This is a genomic window from Shewanella halotolerans (assembly GCF_019457535.1).
In the GTDB taxonomy this organism is placed as follows: domain Bacteria; phylum Pseudomonadota; class Gammaproteobacteria; order Enterobacterales; family Shewanellaceae; genus Shewanella; species Shewanella halotolerans.
Genome location: NZ_CP080417.1, coordinates 1,970,791 through 1,988,057 on the forward strand (window position 1 = coordinate 1,970,791; position 17,267 = coordinate 1,988,057).

Sequence of the window (17,267 nt, forward strand, 5' to 3'; positions counted from 1 at the left end):
CTGATCTCTTAAGCATTAGCTTTAAGCGGTTAAGCAACTAGCTTAGCGAGTTAAGTCGGGTATACTAACCACTCTTTCTTGAGTGGTTTTTTTATGCGAGGAATTCATGGTTATCAAGCGGGGCTTCTATCTACTCCTAGGCCTTAGCAGCCTGTTTCTCGGCCTGCTTGGCATTGCCATTCCGCTGCTGCCGACCGTGCCTTTTATCTTGCTGGCAGCCTTTTGTTTTGCCCGCTCGAGTTCGCGCCTGCATGACTGGCTGATGACCCACCCTTGGTTTGCCGACGCGCTGCAGAACTGGCATAGCGAGCGCGCCATTCGCCGCGGCTTGAAGCGCAAGGCCTATATCGCCACCTGTTTGAGTTTTAGCGTGAGTATCATCTTGGTGCCGCTGCTGTGGGTGAAGCTGATGCTGCTGGCCATGTTGACAGGCTTGCTGCTTTATCTCAGGCAAATTCCCGAATTAGACGACTGATTGTGAACTTAGATTGTGAACCTTGGCGGTGAGTTTGGTTAAGCTTTGTGACATTCGCTGTTGCAACCCATATCAAAGGAGCTTAAGCTTTAGCCGAAAATTCTAGTCAAAACTGGCCCTATGGCCAGTTTGTCCTTTTTAAGGGCTCAAACGAAAAAGATGGTAGTAATGAATACAGACAAGTTAGCCTTGATCAAGCAGAGCATTAAGACAATTCCAGATTATCCGAAACCAGGGATCATGTTTCGCGATGTAACCAGTTTAATGGAAGACCCATCGGCCTATCAGGCGACGATTGCCCTGTTTGTTGAGCGCTATAAAGATCTTGGCGTAACCAAAGTGGTGGGCACCGAGGCGCGTGGCTTCCTCTTCGGCGCGCCGCTGGCGTTAGAGTTGGGCGTCGGTTTCGTGCCTGTGCGTAAGCCGGGTAAACTGCCGCGCGAAACCATTTCTGAGAGTTATGAGCTGGAATATGGCCATGACATGTTGGAGATCCACACGGATGCCATTAAGCCAGGCGATAAGGTATTGGTGGTCGACGATTTGCTGGCTACAGGCGGTACTATCGAAGCGACAGTAAAGCTTATCCGTCAGCTCGGTGGTGAAGTTGAGCACGCGGCGTTTGTGATCTCTCTGCCAGAGCTTGGCGGCGAGCATCGTCTTGCCGAGATGGGCCTCTCTCTGATGACCCTGTGTGAGTTTGAAGGCGAGTAATATCGTCTAATTGATCACTCTGGTTGATCATATAAGTGCCGTGGCTATGCCGCGGCATTTTGCTATCTGGGCATCTGTGATGTCAGGCCGATGAGATATGTGAGTCTGCTGTCTGTCCCATGGGATTGATGGCGTGGGAGAAGGCGATCATTGCCCTGTCAACTCGCTAAAAACTAGCTAAAGAGTGGCACACGATGGCTTAGCAATAGGCCTTTAAATGGCGGGCAAAGCGGGTGATAGGTTAAACATGAAGCAAGCTGGCTAAACAAAGATAAATTAAGGCGCGCTAAGCGCTTAGCTTGCTAGCGAGATGGACCTTGGCATGTTATTGTTTGCTGATTAATGAAGTGTGCTTCGTAATAGTTACCAACCTTGGGGAGTTCCATGTCATATCAGGTGTTAGCCAGAAAGTGGCGCCCTGCAACATTTGAGCAAGTCGTCGGTCAGTCACATGTGCTGCATGCCCTAACCAATGCCTTATCGCAAAACCGTCTACATCATGCCTATCTGTTTACCGGTACCCGAGGGGTCGGTAAGACGAGTCTGGCCAGGCTATTTGCCAAGGGATTGAATTGTGAGCAAGGGGTAACGGCCACGCCCTGTGGCCAATGTGCCAGCTGCGTCGAGATCGCCCAGGGCCGTTTTGTCGATCTTATCGAGGTGGATGCGGCGTCGCGCACCAAGGTTGACGACACCCGCGAGTTGTTGGACAACGTTCAGTATCGCCCCACACGCGGCCGTTTCAAGGTGTATCTTATCGATGAGGTGCACATGCTCTCGCGCAGCAGCTTCAATGCCCTGTTGAAGACGCTGGAAGAGCCACCAGAGCATGTTAAGTTCTTGCTGGCGACCACAGATCCTCAGCGCCTGCCGGTCACCGTACTCTCCCGCTGTCTGCAATTTAACCTTAAGAGTCTGACACTCGATGAGATCTGCGTGCAGCTTGGCCACATCCTGGCGCAGGAGATGGTTGGGTATGACGATGGCGCGGTAAAACTACTCGCCAAGGCGGCCAACGGCAGTATGCGTGACGCCTTGAGTCTAACGGATCAGGCGATCGCCTTCGGCGCCGGTCAAGTCAGGCTCACTCAGGTGCAGACCATGCTGGGCACCATAGATGAGCATCATGTGATCGTACTGCTGAAAGCCCTGTGCGATGGCGACGTGGATCAGCTCATGAAGGTGACTGGGGATGTTTTATCCTTCGGCGCCGATCCCCATGAGGTGCTGCGCAGCCTGCTGGAATTGCTGCATCAGATCACCTTGACCCAGTTTGCGCCCAGCGCCGCTCAGCTGTCGCAATATGCCGAGCAGATCAAGGCCTTCGCCAAACAGCTAAGGCCCGAGCAGGTACAGCTCTATTATCAACTATTGCTAAACGGTCGGCAGGATCTGCCCCATGCACCCGATCCTAAGTCTGGCCTAGAGATGGCGCTATTGCGCGCCATCGCTTTCGTGCCCGAGGCGCCTGTGCAGCGCTGGATGGGCGAGGCAGGTAGCGAGATCCTCTTGCCAGACACTCTTTTACGAGAACAGGGCAAGGGTGAAGATGTTGCGCCAACCTCTGCTAAGCCAGACGAAACAGTTAAGTTGGTGAAACCTGCTGAGTCTGTGTCAAACAGTCAGGACGAAGTGGAAGCCGAGGTTGAAGAAAAGGCTAAGGTTGAGGCCAGCAGTGAATCAAGTGCGCCAATGTTTTCTCAAGACGATGCGCAAACGCCAACTGCAGAGCAGACGAACAAGTTAAGCGATACTGACGCCCCAATTGAAGCGGACTTAGTTGAAGCGGATTTAGTCGAAGCGGATTTAGTTGAAGCTGGCTCTGCGGAAAAGGATGCGCTTGAGGAGGATGAGGGCGCACTCGATCTGTTTGCCGAGCAGCAGCTGATTTTGAGTCAGGCCAATAGCCAAGGTCATAGCCCTAATCATAGTTCTGAGCCTATCACTGAGCCTGTGTCTAGCCCTGAGCCGAGCGCGCAAGCAACGAGCTCGGCAAATAAGAGTCCCGTAAGCGATGCATCTGCCGAGTCTAAAGCGGATGTGTCGACGAGTTCTGCGACAGCGCAGGGCGGTGAAGCGGCTCTGTCAACCGAGCCAAAAATGCCGGCAGAAAGCGTCGAGCAAACTGCTTCAATAGCCGAGCAAGGTGCGTCATCGGCAGATGAGAGTGGCAGTTTTTATGATGACCTCTATTTCAGTTCAGATGAAGATGAGTCTGGCGACCCAAGTGACTATGAAGCCTACCTTGCCTATCAACAGGGCCAGGATAGTCAGACGTCTGGCGATATCTCTTCCACTGAGGCAACAACGCCTGCTGCCAAAAGTGTCCAGGCTAGTAGCGCCCCGGTAAATGAAGATGCCCCCCTTGGCGGCTTGACGCCCGATACTGCATCGGCAAATGAAGAAACGACGCCCAACCTGTTAGAAGATGATCTGCTCGATGCCGTATTGAATGCGCGTCAGAGCCTGCTTAGCGATCTTGAGGAAGATGCGGCTAAGGAGGACGCGGCTAAGGAGAGCGCATCAAAAAAGCCCCTAGTCGGCGCTAAGAAGCCCGGGGCTAACCAGGCTCAAGCGAGTAGCGAACAGCAGGCGGGCGAAGAGAGCAAGTTTGGCGCAGAGCCTTATGCGCCACCAAAAAGGCTAGAGCAAGCAGCCTTGAGCGTAGAAGCAGCCGAGAGCGGAGAAAAAGCAGCCCTGAGCGGGAATGATGAAGCCCCGAGCGTAGGTGAAAATGCCCTGAGCGGGAATGACGAAGCCCAGAGGGGCGGTGAAAATGACTTGAGCGGGGAAGCAACTTCTCAGAGCTTTGGTGAGACAGCCCAGAACGATCAAGATAATGCCTTGAGCGTAGAAGCTGTCTCGAACACGGCTGTGATGACGGAGCCTGGGACGAAAGCGCCTGCTCCGCAGCACAATAATTCTTCACAGCAGCCTACTGCGTACCTAAATGATGAAGACAGGCCGCCTTGGGTGTCACCAGAGCCAAGTCAGCAGGCGATGACCGCGCCAAGTGATGAAGCATCTAATCTTGTCGAGCAAGTCGATACAGAGACTGAATCACACGTCCGCGCCGCTGCAGTTGCTGAGACTGAACAAGGTTTGGATGAACTCAGCTTGGAGGACCAAAGCTCGGAGGACCAAGGCTCAAATGAAAGCGGTGCTATCGGCAATGATCCCGTCCAGCGTCCTGCTGCGCAGGAATCTTCTGCATCTTCGGCGGTAACTCAGCTCGTCAGTCAGACGACCCGGGTGGCCTTTGTGGCCGATGAGATCACAGGGCACGATACGGATCTTAAGTGGTACCGCTTGATGTCGGCGCTGGAGATCGGCGGCCGGGTAAGACAGCTGGCGGTCAACGCCGTATGTCAGGCCTTTAGTGAGCCACTGCCTTTGGTGCTTAAACCCAATCAGAAGCATTTGGCGGCGCCAGGCGCCATCAGTCAGCTCGAAGATGCCTTGTCGAAGGCCTTGGGCGGCAGCTGCCAGGTGGCGTTTAGTGTCGGCGTCGAGCCGGATCGTGAGACACCGCTAGAGATACGTCAGCGTTTTCATCGTGAGCTGCTCGAGCAGGCGCATCAGGGGTTATTGCAAGATGAAAACATTCAGTGGCTGACACAGGTGATGCAGGCAGAGATGGAGCCAGACAGCTTAAGTTATCTGCCGGAGCTGCTGGGTAAGCGGGGCCAGACGATAGCACTTATCGATAAGTCGAACTTTGTGGTGACAGAGGAGTCTTAACTCACGCGAGTTATCGCTCATATGAGGGATAGCTTGAGTCAGTCGTTAGTGCGGCTAACAAATGTCGTGAGCAAGGGTCGTGAGCAAGTGTCGTGAGCAAGTGTCGTGAGCAAGCGCAGTGAGCTAGTGCAGTTGGCTCGATAGAATGAAGGAGCCGAGCAATGCGAAAGGGCTCGCAGGTCATAAGTTTTAAGATTGGTGATCAGCTTTGATTGCTTATTGGTGCTAATTCAGTAAGATTAGCCAGTTTTTTTAATATTGAAGAGAACTCGATATGTTTGGAAAAGGCGGTATGGGCAACCTGATGAAACAGGCCCAGATGATGCAAGACAAGATGGCCAAGGCGCAAGAAGAGATCGCGCGTATGGAAGTGACCGGTGAAGCCGGTGCGGGTCTTGTTAAGGTCACTATGACAGGCTCTCACAGCGTACGTAAGGTCGAGATCGACCCAAGCCTGCTAGAAGATGACAAAGAGATGCTCGAAGATCTGATCGCGGCGGCTTGTAACGATGCGGCGCGTCGTGTCGAAGAGAGCCAGAAAGAGAAGATGGCTGAAGTCACAGGCGGCATGCAGTTGCCACCTGGCATGAAGATGCCTTTCTAACGATGAAATTTAGTCCCCTCGTCGATGAGTTGATCCAGTCGCTGCGCTGTCTGCCCGGGGTTGGCCCCAAGTCGGCTCAGCGCATGGCGTTTCAGCTGCTTGAGCGCGATCGCAAGGCGGGTCACAAGCTCGCCCAGGCGCTGTCGAGTGCCATGAGTGATGTGGGACACTGCAGCAGCTGTCGCACCTTCACCGAAGAGAGCCTGTGCCCCATCTGCGCCAGTAGTCGCCGTGGCAGCTCAGATCTAATCTGTGTGGTCGAGACGCCTGCAGACGTGCTGGCGATTGAAGCCGGCGGTCACTTCTCGGGCCGTTATTTTGTGCTCTTAGGCCACCTGTCACCCCTCGACGGTGTGGGGCCTGACGAGCTCGGGCTGAGCCTGCTGGAGACCCATCTTGCCAGTGGCGAGGTGAGTGAGCTTATCCTGGCGACCAACCCCACGGTAGAAGGGGACGCGACGGCGCACTTTATTGCCGATATGGCCAAGCAGCATGAGGTCAATGTGAGCCGAATTGCTCATGGTGTGCCCGTAGGCGGCGAGCTGGAGTATGTCGACAGCACCACGCTGGCGCTCTCCTTTAATGGACGCATTCCGTTATAAGGCTCTTTTAAGTCCTATATTAAAATCCAGTTCATTTTGAGCTGGATTTTTTTTGACCAATTAAAACCCTTTGTCTGTTTTTGGCTTGAAAAGCGAAAATCCAGCCCCATCTCTAAAGCCATAAGCGTTTTTGTGAAATAGAGAAGGAAACATCCATGTCACATCAAGAAACCCATGGCTTTCAAACAGAAGTCAAACAACTACTCAATTTGATGATCCACTCTTTATACTCCAATAAAGAGATTTTCTTGCGTGAATTGGTCTCTAACGCCGCCGATGCGGCCGATAAACTTCGCTACGAAGCCCTGACTAAAGATGAGCTTTACGAAGGCGACGGTGAGCTGCGCGTACGCGTCAGTGCCGATAGCGAGAAAGGCACAGTGACCATTGAAGATAATGGTATCGGTATGACCCGCGATGGCGTGATAGAGCATCTGGGGACCATCGCCAAGTCGGGCACCGCAGAATTTTTCAAGAACCTGTCGGGCGATGAGTCTAAAGACTCACAGCTGATCGGTCAGTTTGGTGTGGGCTTCTACTCGGCCTTCATCGTTGCCGACAAGGTGACCGTACGCACTCGCGCCGCCGGTCACGCGGCAGATGAGGCGGTGCAGTGGGAATCAGCCGGTGAGGGCGAATTCACCGTCGAAAACATCGTAAAAGAGAGTCGCGGTACAGAGATCATCTTGCATCTTCGCGAAGAAGAGAAAGAGTTTGCGAGCGATTATCGTCTGCGCTCTATCATCACCAAATACTCAGATCATATCTCGGTACCGGTAGAGATGTGGCAAGAAGGCACGCCGGCCCAGGAAGCGAGTGAGGAGGGCGGTGAAGCCATTCCTGCGACCGAAGGTCATTGGAAGGCGATGAACAAGGCGACTGCTCTGTGGACTCGTAACAAGAGCGATGTCACTGACGAAGAGTATCAAGAGTTCTACAAGCATATCTCCCATGATTTTGCCGACCCTCTGCTGTGGAGCCACAACCGCGTTGAGGGTAAGCAGGAGTACACCAGTCTGCTTTACATCCCGTCGAAGGCGCCTTGGGATCTGTGGAACCGCGACCGTAAACACGGCCTGAAACTCTTCGTGCAGCGCGTATTCGTGATGGACGATGCCGAGCAGTTTATGCCTAGCTACCTGCGTTTCGTGCAGGGGCTTATCGACTCAAACGATCTGCCGCTGAACGTCTCGCGTGAAATCTTGCAGGACAACAAGATCACCACGGCGCTGCGTACTGCGGTCACCAAACGTGTGCTTGGCATGCTAGAGAAGCTGGCTAAGAACGATCCCGAGAAGTATCAAACCTTCTGGGCCGAGTTTGGTCAGGTATTGAAAGAAGGTCCGGCGGAAGATTTCGCCAACAAGGAGAAGATTGCCGGTCTGCTGCGTTTTGCCTCGACTCACACCAACGAGGCGGCCCATACCGTGTCACTGAGTGACTATGTTGAGCGCATGAAGGAAGGTCAGAGCAAGATCTACTATATCGTTGCCGACAGTCATGAAGCGGCGGCCAACAGCCCACACCTAGAGCTACTGCGTAAGAAGGGGATCGAGGTGCTGTTGATGTCGGAGCGTATCGATGAGTGGTTGATCAACCATCTCACCGAGTTCGACGGCAAGCAGCTGCATTCGGTGACCCGTGGCGATCTCGAACTGGGCGAGCTGGAAGATGCCGCCGAGAAAGAGGCCCAAGAGAAGCTGGAAACCGAGTCTGAAGGCCTGGTTAAACGCGTCAAAGAGGTGCTGGGCGATAAGGTGGCCGAGGTGAAGGTGACCAGTCGTCTAACCGACACCCCTGCTTGTGTGGTTGCTGGCGCTGGTGAGATGTCGTCGCAGATGATTAAATTGATGCAGGCCGCAGGCCAGGCTGTGCCCGAGAGCAAGCCTGTGTTTGAGCTTAACCCCGAGCATCCGCTGGTGAAACGTCTGGACACTGAGCAGGATGAAGAGGTGTTTGGTCAGTGGGCCGAGCTCTTGCTGCAACAGGCGCAGCTATCTGAGAAAGGCAGCCTGGCCGACCCATCAGCTTTTATCAAACTGATGAACAAGATGTTGTTAGCCAGCGTTAAATAAATCTAAGCTAGAGTTAGTAAGAGGCAGTTTGACTGCCTCTTATGCTATCTACTTATCGCTAACTCATTAACAGAGACAAGCTCTCTCAAAAAAGAGACGATCTCGATAAAAGAGATATTATGGATTCAGTATTGGATTTAACCAAAGAAAACATTCAACAAGTGGTCGATGCCTCCATGCAGCAGGTGGTGGTCATGACGTTTTGGAGCCAGCAGAGCCCGGAGAGCCTGCAGCTGATGCAGACGCTGAACCAGATCGCGGCACAGGGGCGTTTTGTATTGGCCAAGGTCAACTGCGATCAGGAGATGGAGATAGCCAACTATTTTCAGATCCAGAGCCTGCCGACCACCTTGGTGTTAAAAGAGGGTAAGCCGGTCGATGGCTTTGCCGGCCTGCAGGAGGCGGCGCAAATCGAGGCCTTACTCGACCAGCATCTGCCTAAGGCCTGGCAAGTCGCGCTTAATCAGGCCAAGGTCCAGCTCGCCGAGGGCGATACAGAAGGGGCGCTGCCGCTGCTCAAGCAAGCCTATCAGGAGTGTCAGACGGCCGAGGTATCCTTGGTGTATGCCGATGCGCTGCTGGCCGTGTCAGACATCAATCAGGCGAAGGTGCTACTCGATGGTATCGGCCTTGCCGATCAAGACGCCTACTATCAGAGCCTCAAGGCCAAGCTCTCCCTGGTGCTGGACGCCGCCGATACGCCGGAGATCAGAAGTCTGCTGGATGATGTCGAACAAGACCCCTTTGATTATGCCAAGCTCTTGTCCCTTGCCAAGGCGCTTCATGGCGCCAAGCGCGATGAAGAAGCGCTCGAGCGTCTCTATCTGGTATTAAAGACAGATCTGCAGGCCCAGCAAGGTGAGATCAAGCTGCTTTTCATGGAGATCCTCACCGCATTAGGCCAGGGACATGCCGTGGCCAATCAATATCGCCGCAAATTATACACCTTGCTCTACTAGGGCCTGTTTTTCTTTGCTGTTTGTTTTTGCAGCAGTTTGTGGGTGATTTATACAAGGCAGAGCCTGTGCGTGTAGTGTTTTTATAAACCAGAGTTACACCAACGGGCGAGAACGCTGTAAAAATGGCCTACAAACACTGCCCAATGGGTTCATCTAAACACGCACTGTACTTTATGATAGGCTTCCTGCCCTTCACCGTGGGCGGTCAGCGACGCTGTTAGAAATCGTTCCAGACGATTTCTTGGTTGTTCGCCATTCACATAGAGTAACTATGCTTCATGACTCTCGCCTCGTGCAAAACGCGTTTAGATTGAACAAAAATTAAACTTGAAAGTACAACAGCCCCTAATGAGTCTCTGCATCGGGTTGTCATACCAGTGATATATGCTGACCTGGTCGCTTTATAAGGTGGTATCTGTGGTATCAGCCTAAAGTCGAATTAAAACTGGCCATGCGGCCCTTCAAATAGGCGCCCATTTGTGCGAAGATCGCCGCCCAGATAAAACTAATAATCAAATTTATGCGAAATAAGAGGACTCTCAGATGCGCATTATGCTATTAGGTGCCCCAGGTGCCGGTAAAGGTACTCAAGCCCAATTCATCATGGAAAAATACGGTGTGCCACAAATTTCTACGGGCGACATGCTCCGTGCAGCCGTTAAAGCGGGAACGCCTCTGGGTCTAGAAGCCAAGAAAGTGATGGATGCAGGACAGTTGGTTTCTGATGAGCTGATTATTGGACTGGTTAAAGAGCGTATCACCCAAGACGATTGCGCCAAGGGCTTCCTGCTCGACGGTTTCCCACGCACCATTCCTCAGGCCGATGCCATGGCGGCTAGCGGTATCGATATCGATCACGTGATCGAAATCGACGTGCCAGACGAAGAGATCGTTAAGCGCATGAGCGGTCGTCGTGTACACCCAGGCTCTGGCCGTGTTTACCACATCGTTTACAACCCACCTAAGGTGGAAGGTAAAGACGATGTAACCGGCGAAGATCTGGCTATCCGCCCAGATGACGAAGAGAGTACAGTGCGTAAGCGTCTAGGCATCTACCATGAACAGACTAAGCCGCTGGTTGAGTACTATGGTAAAGTCGCCGAGCAAGGTAAGCTGACCTACAACAAGTTCGACGGCACCCAGAGTGTTGGTGCTGTGAGCGAAGCTATCGTTAAGGCGATTGGCTAATCCCGCTCCTATAAAGTGAAGCGCTATATGAGCTGCTTCTCATATTTGAAAAAGCCCACCTAGGTGGGCTTTTTTTATGTCAAGGTGGGTGCTAGCCTATCGCTATCCTTGCCAGAGAATATGAGTAGAGTAATTCTTGAATAAAGTCGACAACTTATCTCCTGCTAAGCTTGGTGTTTTGCTGGTTAATCTCGGCACACCCGATACACCAACGCCTAAAGATGTAAAGCAGTTCTTAAAACAGTTTCTCAGCGATCCCCGTGTGGTCGACCTAAATCCCTGGATCTGGAAACCCATACTCAATGGCATCATATTAAATACGCGCCCTAAGGCAGTAGCCAAGCTCTATGAGTCTATCTGGTGGCCCGAGGGCTCGCCTCTGATGGTGATCAGTGAGCGCCAACGTGAGGCGCTGAGTGCGATTCTAAAAGCGCGTCATGGTCACGATGTTCCGGTGGAGTTGGGGATGAGTTACGGCAACCCCTCGTTGACAGCTGGGATAGATAGCTTGCTGGCGAAAGGGGTGGAGCGCCTCGTCGTATTGCCGTTATATCCCCAGTATTCCTGCTCGACCGTGGCACCGGTATTCGATGCCATCGCCAGTGACTATAAGGGCAGACGCAACTATCCCGAGACCCGCTTCAGTAAAGAATATTTCGAGCACCCGGCCTATATCGCGGCGCTGGCCGATTCAGTGCGGCGTCACTGGCAAGATAAGGGTCAGGGTGATTGCCTCTTGATGTCTTTTCATGGTGTGCCACTGCGTTATGTGACTGAGGGCGATCCCTATCAGCACCAGTGTCAACGCACTGCCGAGCTACTAGCCGAGGCCTTGGGATTGACCGAGTCACAGTGGCGCCTGTGTTTTCAATCGAAATTTGGTAAGGAGGAATGGCTGACACCGGCAACGGATGCGCTGCTCGAGAGCCTGCCGGGTCAAGGGATTAAGCGTGTGGACATTCTATGTCCGGCTTTCGCCGTCGATTGTTTGGAGACGCTTGAAGAGATCTCGATTGGCGGCAAGGAGAGCTTTATCGAGGCGGGCGGTGAGGCCTATCATTTCATCCCTTGTCTGAACGAGGATGAAGCTCACATGCAACTGCTTGCGGACTTGGTCGATGAGCAGGCGGCGGGCTGGCTTAAATCTTAAGCAAAGAACCTTAGGTAAACGGCATAAATCACTGCCCGATGCTATTTTATATGGTACGATCTGCCGCCGTTTTTTTGAGGCGATGGCGTCCGCGTAGCATTAACCAAAACGCGGCCTGGTAGACAGCAGACTAAGGGGGTCTAGTGTGCTGTTTATTCTTATTTGATTCTGCATGGATGCATTAGAGTGAGTTCTGTATGAAGTTTCCCGGTCAACGTAAGTCGAAACATTACTTTCCAGTTAAGAATCGCGATCCATTATTGGCGCAGTTAACCCTGCAGCCGCAGCATATTTCAACCCACATCAGTGGAATTGATCAGACACTGGTCGACATCGAGGCCAAAGTGGGCGACGAGCTGCTTAGCCGTTACGCCCTGCCGAAAGGAAACTCGACACTGATCGATGATGAGAAGGCGCACCAACTTTACACAGAACTGAAGTCTTCTGAGCTGATCAGCGATGAATTTGCCGGTGGCACCATAGGTAACACGGTACACAACTACTCTATTCTCGCCGACGATCGCTCCGTGCTGTTTGGGGTGATGAGCAATCATATCGAGGTGGGCAGCTACGCCTATCGTTATCTGTGCAACACCTCTTCTAAGGTAGATCTTAATTTTCTGCAGCCGGTCGATGGGCCTATCGGTCGTTGTTTCACCCTGATCTCAGAGTGCGGCGAGCGCACCTTTGCCATCAGCAAGGGCTCGATGGATAAACTTACGCCGGAATATATCGACCAGGAGATAGTGCAGACCTCGTCGGCGCTAGTGCTTACCGCCTATCTGATGCGCGCGAGCGGTGGCGATAGGATCACAGATGCCGCATTAAAAGCCATCGAGTATGCCAAGGCGGCAGATGTGCCCGTAGTGCTAACCCTGGGGACACGCTTCCTTATTGAGGAAGATCCCCAGTGGTGGATCGAATTCATTAAGGAAAATGTCACTATACTGGCGATGAACGAAGATGAGGGCGAAGCCCTGACCGGCTTAAAAGATCCCTTGAGTGCCAGCAATGCGGCATTAGAGTGGTGTGATATGGTGCTCACCACGGCAGGTCCGCTGGGGCTCTACACCGCGGGCTATACCGAGGACTCCGAGAAGCGCGAAACCAGTCATACGCTGCTACCTGGCGCAATTCCAGAATTTAATCGCTATGAGTTCTCCAGACCTAAACTAAAGCGCGACTGTCAGACCCCAATTAAGGTGTTTGCGCATATCTCGCCTTATATGGGCGGTCCTGAGATCATACGTAACACCAATGGCGCGGGCGATGGTGCGCTGGCGGCGCTGCTGCACGACCTTGCCTCTAACACCTATCATAAGGCCAATGTGCCGGGGTCGAGCAAGCATAAGCGAGACGGCCTGTGTTACTCCTCTTTCTCGCAGATCTGTAAGTACGCTAACCGTGTAGCCTACGAGGTATTGGCGCAGCACAGTCCACGTCTGTCTCGCGGCTTGCCTGAGCGGGAAGACAGCCTGGAAGAAGCTTACTGGGAAAGATAGGCTATTGGGAAAGATAGGCTATTGGGAAAGATAGACTTTGGCAGTTTTAAATAGGCCTGCACGGTTTTAGCGAGGCTTGTTTAAGTTAATTCCCGTTCTACCCCATATAAATTAAATAGAAAAGGCGTCCATAGGACGCCTTTTTTGCTTCAATTGAACGATGAAATCTATGGTTTTACTCTTTAAGTTCCGCATTGACCTGATCGACAAAGCTACCGGCAGTTTTACCAGCTTGAGGGTCATCAAAGGTCTCTTGATTAAAGGCATTTTCCGATTTGGCAATGATAAGCGTCGCAACCGAGTCTCCGGTGACGTTGACTGCGGTGCGCACCATATCCAGCAGTCTGTCGACCCCCATGATAAGGGCGATACCTTCGACAGGCAGACCCACCTGATTAAGCACCATGGCTAGCATGATAAGACCGACACCTGGTACACCTGCTGTGCCGATAGAGGCTAGGGTTGCTGTGACCACCACCATGGCATAGTCGGTGATAGTGAGGTCGATACCAAATACTTGGGCAATAAACACCGTGGCGACACCCTGCATAATCGCCGTGCCGTCCATGTTAATGGTGGCGCCAAGCGGCAGAGTGAAAGAGGCAACCTTGTTATCCACCCCTAGACGGTGTTCAGAGGTTTCTAGCGTCACCGGTAGCGTGGCATTTGAGCTAGCCGTACTAAAGGCGAACAGCTGCACATCGCGCATCTTACGAATAAAGGTAAAGGGACTGAGTCCGGAGAAGAGTTTTAATAGCACTGGGTAGCTAACGAAGGCGTGGACTAATAACACCGCCAGAACTACCGCGAAATATTTAACGACGCTTTCAAATGTCTCGAGACCTAAGGTTAAGGCGAGTTTACCCATGAGGGCAAATATACCGTAGGGGGCCAGTTGCATGATGAGAGTGACCACGCGCATGATCACTTCATTTAAGTCATTAAATAGTGCCGATACACGTTTGCCGCGCTCGCCAATATGGGAAATTGCAAAGCCAAAGATCACCGCAAAGATGATGATCTGTAGCATATTCCCCTCTGTCATCGCCTGTATCGGGTTGCGGGGAACCAGATTGATCAAGACATCGGAAAGGCTAGGGGCCTCTTTCACACTGTACTGCATGTTCTCTGCTGCTAGCGAGGCGTTACCTGGATGAACGAGCAGCGCGACCAAGATGGCCATAGATAGCGCAATCGCCGTGGTAAACAGATAAAAAGCGATGGTTTTTCCACCGAGCCTGCCAAGGGATGATGGGTCACTCAGCGAGCAGGTACCACAGACCAGGGAGATGAAGACCAAAGGGACGACCAACATCTGTAAACTCGAGATAAAAATACTGCCGACCACGTTCAATAAGCCGTTAGTAATATACTCTTCGATAAACTCACTACCGGGGAAAAAACTGCGTAGCAGTAGCCCGATTAAAATGCCTCCGGCCATACCTATGAGTATTTTTCCGGTGAGGCCTAATTTTTTGTTTTGCGTGCCAGCCATAGTGCTTCCTGTATTATTTTTATGCTTTTCAATTTGCACCTAAAGCCTAGCAAGAAACCCTAGGTGATGAAACGGCTAAATAGTTAAAGTTTTTGTCACTTTTACGCCTTTAATTGCGATTAGTGATGGAAAAGTTATGGGAAAATTGTGTAATGTTAGCCTATAAGTAATAAGCAGATGCTTTTAATGATAATCTGAGTAACAGGGAGTCTGACAATGAAGTCAGCGTTTAAAGTTTTTACCTCATATTTATTTTTGCTTTTTATTGTCGCCTGTAGCGGCGGGGGAAATGTCACAGATGGTGGATCCGGTGGTACACCGACACCGCCAACTATCTCTATTGCTTTATCTATCGATAATACGCAGATCTCAGTAGCGGAACCTGCGATGATAACCGCTAAGGTGAAAGATTCAACAGGAGCCGCAGTCAGTACACTAGTAACGTTTAGTTTGAACAATGATACTTACGGAACCTTCTCTCCTGGTACGGGTGAAGTTGCGACCGATGCCGATGGTATTGCTAAGGTGCGCTTGGATACGGCTGCTATCAATACTGGCGCGACTATTACTGCGACGACCAGTTCTGGCGAGAGTGCATCGCTGAATGTCACCATGATAGGTGATGGCGGCGAAGCCGGCGGTGGAGCACAAGTTTCTGTATCACTTACCGACAGTACCGGTAATCCAATTCAATCGATCAGCATTCTTGAGCCAGGCAAGATCACTGCTACGGTAACAGGCATCACTAAGCCGACAATCGTGACTTTTGCGACGACTATTGGCGACCTACCTATCAAGACCGCGGTGACCGATTCTGAAGGTAAGGCTACGGTAGACATCTATGCGGGTAGCTCTTTAGGGGCGGGTGAAGTGACCGCGAGTCTGTCTACCAATGAGGTGGGTAAGACTATCGTTGTGGTTGGTGCGACCAATGTAGTGATGGGAAGCGGCGATCCTTTTGTTCAAGGAAAAGCTGAGATCAGTACCGCAACTCTCTCTGCTGGTGGTACGGCAACGATTTCCGTTCTTATTCAAGATGATAAAGGTAACCCCTTCACTCAACCTGTAGATGTTAACTTCTCTTCAACCTGCGCGACTAAGAATCCTGCTCAGGCCGAGATTAGCTCGCCAGTCTCTTCGAGCAATGGTGTTGCTACCTCAACCTACCGTGCGCAAGGTTGTGTGGGCGAAGATCAGATTAACGTCACAGCTAACGCAGGTGGAATTAGCCTATCGGCAACGGGCACACTAACTGTCCTGCAAGCAGATGTTGGCAGTATTGTATTTGAATCGGCAACGCCGCAAAATATCGCAATCTTAGGAACGGGTGGCATAGAGTCTTCTGTCGTTAAATTTAAAGTGCTGGATAAGAACAGCAACCCTGTTCCTAACCAAAATGTTTTGTTTTCACTTAACACTAAAGTAGGGGGTGTAGATATCTCGCCTCTGCAGGCGACCACTAACAATGAAGGTATCGTTCAGACGGTCGTCACTACCGGTACGGTAGCTACATCACTGCGTGTTACTGCGACTGTTGATAACGGTGCGGTACCGGCCATTTCGAGCCAGTCTAGTCAGTTGATTGTCTCTACGGGGATTCCTGATCAAGACAGTTTTTCGCTATCAGCGTCTGTGCTCAATGCGGAAGGGTGGGACGAAGATGGTACTAAAGTAGTGGTTACGGCGCGTATGGCCGATGCCTTCAATAACCCTGTGCCCGATGGGACGACGGTTTCATTTACCACCGAAGGTGGTGCAATCGAAGATGCTTGTCAGACGGTTAATGGTGCCTGTTCGGTGACATGGACTAGCCAGTTACCACGTCCAGAAGGTGAAACTATCATTTCTGGCGCAGGTGAGATGGTTCGTAATCCAGATGCAGCATTAGTGTACTATCCAACGCTCGGTGTGTACGGTAACGTATATGGTCAGATGTATGGTGGGCGCGCCACAGTTACGGCTACAGCTATCGGTGAGGAGTCTTTCCCAGATCTCAATGGTAATGGTCGCTTCGATGCCTCGGAGATGGCTGAGTTTACCAATGGTAAAGATGTAACGGGTCAGTCGTTCGACCTTACCGATGCATATAGTGATTATAACGAAGATGGCTTGTTTAACCCGCAGCAGGCTGGTGGACAAGTTGGTGGCTCACTCGAGGAGCTTATCGATTTCAATTCAAATGGAATCTTTGAAGCCAAAGACGGTAAATACAACGGTGTATTGTGTTCAGACCCTGTCCATGCTGGTTGCGCAGATGGTGTCAGTGAATCTAAGTCACTCTATGTGCGCCGTAGCTTGGTAATTGTTATGTCGGGTAGTACCGCTTATGCGACTGCAGATGATGACATTTTGATCAGCGATAAAGATGGTGTTCATTACGGTGGCAGCATCAATATAGTAGGTAAGGGGGCTGCCAGTGTTTCCTTTACCATTTCGGATCTGCACAACCAACAGATGCCTGCCGGCTCTAAGGTTCGCTTTAAGACGAGTGCTGGATCGGTAGTTAGTTCGGCTGAATTAGTTTGGCCAAGTACTAACTATAACGGTGGACGAGAGTATGGTGCAACATTGAAGGGGGAAGACGAACCTACTACTGGGGTATTTATCGTAGAGGTAGAAACTCCCGGTGGAACAATTACTCAGGTCGTCTCGCTTAAGGTAAATATCTTTTAGGTTAACCTTTGAAAAAGACGCCTTAAGGCGTCTTTTTTATCGAGTCGATTTTATCTGTTTGATGAAATTAGCACTGGTAGTTGCCAATT

General features: G+C 51.6%; 12 protein-coding genes. 11 read left to right on the forward strand and 1 reads right to left on the reverse strand.

What is annotated here, in order from left to right; translation table 11 throughout:
- Positions 1–106: 106 nt before the first annotated feature.
- The 10 genes from K0H81_RS08475 to K0H81_RS08520 all read left to right on the forward strand — a co-directional run bounded on the left by K0H81_RS08475 (position 107) and on the right by K0H81_RS08520 (position 13,010).
- The gene (locus tag K0H81_RS08475) at positions 107–475 is read left to right on the forward strand and encodes a YbaN family protein (protein WP_220060554.1); all 369 of its coding nucleotides are present in this window, start codon (positions 107–109) and stop codon (positions 473–475) included.
- Positions 476–634: 159 nt separating this feature from the next.
- Positions 635–1,189, forward strand: a complete 555-nt coding sequence (gene apt / locus K0H81_RS08480; protein WP_220060555.1) for an adenine phosphoribosyltransferase — start codon at positions 635–637, stop codon at positions 1,187–1,189.
- Between the two features lie 384 nt (positions 1,190–1,573).
- On the forward strand, positions 1,574–4,930 hold the full coding sequence (gene dnaX, locus K0H81_RS08485) for a DNA polymerase III subunit gamma/tau (protein ID WP_220060556.1): 3,357 nt from the start codon (positions 1,574–1,576) through the stop codon (positions 4,928–4,930).
- Between the two features lie 274 nt (positions 4,931–5,204).
- Positions 5,205–5,534 (forward strand): YbaB/EbfC family nucleoid-associated protein, encoded by a 330-nt coding sequence (locus K0H81_RS08490; RefSeq protein WP_144202934.1) that lies wholly within the window; start codon positions 5,205–5,207, stop codon positions 5,532–5,534.
- Positions 5,535–5,536: 2 nt separating this feature from the next.
- Complete coding sequence (gene recR / locus K0H81_RS08495; protein WP_144202937.1) at positions 5,537–6,136, forward strand: recombination mediator RecR; 600 nt, start codon at positions 5,537–5,539, stop codon at positions 6,134–6,136.
- Between the two features lie 155 nt (positions 6,137–6,291).
- Positions 6,292–8,211 carry a molecular chaperone HtpG gene (gene htpG, locus K0H81_RS08500; RefSeq protein ID WP_220060557.1) on the forward strand — a complete coding sequence of 640 codons (1,920 nt, stop codon included), beginning with the start codon at positions 6,292–6,294 and terminating at the stop codon, positions 8,209–8,211.
- Between the two features lie 119 nt (positions 8,212–8,330).
- The gene (locus K0H81_RS08505) at positions 8,331–9,170 is read left to right on the forward strand and encodes a co-chaperone YbbN (protein WP_220060558.1); all 840 of its coding nucleotides are present in this window, start codon (positions 8,331–8,333) and stop codon (positions 9,168–9,170) included.
- Positions 9,171–9,713: 543 nt separating this feature from the next.
- Positions 9,714–10,358, forward strand: a complete 645-nt coding sequence (gene adk / locus K0H81_RS08510) for an adenylate kinase (RefSeq protein WP_220060559.1) — start codon at positions 9,714–9,716, stop codon at positions 10,356–10,358.
- 136 nt (positions 10,359–10,494) lie between these two features.
- Positions 10,495–11,508, forward strand: a complete 1,014-nt coding sequence (hemH, locus tag K0H81_RS08515) for a ferrochelatase (RefSeq protein ID WP_220060560.1) — start codon at positions 10,495–10,497, stop codon at positions 11,506–11,508.
- A gap of 197 nt (positions 11,509–11,705) precedes the next feature.
- Positions 11,706–13,010, forward strand: a complete 1,305-nt coding sequence (locus K0H81_RS08520; RefSeq protein ID WP_220060561.1) for an inosine/guanosine kinase — start codon at positions 11,706–11,708, stop codon at positions 13,008–13,010.
- Positions 13,011–13,185: 175 nt separating this feature from the next.
- Here K0H81_RS08520 and K0H81_RS08525 read toward each other — a convergent pair whose 3' ends face one another.
- Entirely contained in the window at positions 13,186–14,505 is a 1,320-nt protein-coding gene (locus K0H81_RS08525) for a dicarboxylate/amino acid:cation symporter (protein ID WP_144202950.1), read from the reverse strand.
- 216 nt (positions 14,506–14,721) lie between these two features.
- Here K0H81_RS08525 and K0H81_RS08530 point away from each other — a divergent pair, with 216 nt between their 5' ends.
- Complete coding sequence (locus K0H81_RS08530) at positions 14,722–17,178, forward strand: Ig-like domain-containing protein (protein WP_220060562.1); 2,457 nt, start codon at positions 14,722–14,724, stop codon at positions 17,176–17,178.
- Positions 17,179–17,267: the final 89 nt, after the last annotated feature.

What these genes read in the sequence shown, in the direction of transcription:
- K0H81_RS08475 (WP_220060554.1), top strand. Translation starts at nt 107, where the DNA reads ATGGTTATCAAGCGGGGCTTCTATCTACTCCTAGGCCTTAGCAGCCTG.
- apt (WP_220060555.1), top strand. Translation starts at nt 635, where the DNA reads ATGGTAGTAATGAATACAGACAAGTTAGCCTTGATCAAGCAGAGCATT.
- dnaX (WP_220060556.1), top strand. Translation starts at nt 1,574, where the DNA reads ATGTCATATCAGGTGTTAGCCAGAAAGTGGCGCCCTGCAACATTTGAG.
- K0H81_RS08490 (WP_144202934.1), top strand. Translation starts at nt 5,205, where the DNA reads ATGTTTGGAAAAGGCGGTATGGGCAACCTGATGAAACAGGCCCAGATG.
- recR (WP_144202937.1), top strand. Translation starts at nt 5,537, where the DNA reads ATGAAATTTAGTCCCCTCGTCGATGAGTTGATCCAGTCGCTGCGCTGT.
- htpG (WP_220060557.1), top strand. Translation starts at nt 6,292, where the DNA reads ATGTCACATCAAGAAACCCATGGCTTTCAAACAGAAGTCAAACAACTA.
- K0H81_RS08505 (WP_220060558.1), top strand. Translation starts at nt 8,331, where the DNA reads ATGGATTCAGTATTGGATTTAACCAAAGAAAACATTCAACAAGTGGTC.
- adk (WP_220060559.1), top strand. Translation starts at nt 9,714, where the DNA reads ATGCGCATTATGCTATTAGGTGCCCCAGGTGCCGGTAAAGGTACTCAA.
- K0H81_RS08520 (WP_220060561.1), top strand. Translation starts at nt 11,706, where the DNA reads ATGAAGTTTCCCGGTCAACGTAAGTCGAAACATTACTTTCCAGTTAAG.
- K0H81_RS08525 (WP_144202950.1), bottom strand. Translation starts at nt 14,505, where the DNA reads ATGGCTGGCACGCAAAACAAAAAATTAGGCCTCACCGGAAAAATACTC.
- K0H81_RS08530 (WP_220060562.1), top strand. Translation starts at nt 14,722, where the DNA reads ATGAAGTCAGCGTTTAAAGTTTTTACCTCATATTTATTTTTGCTTTTT.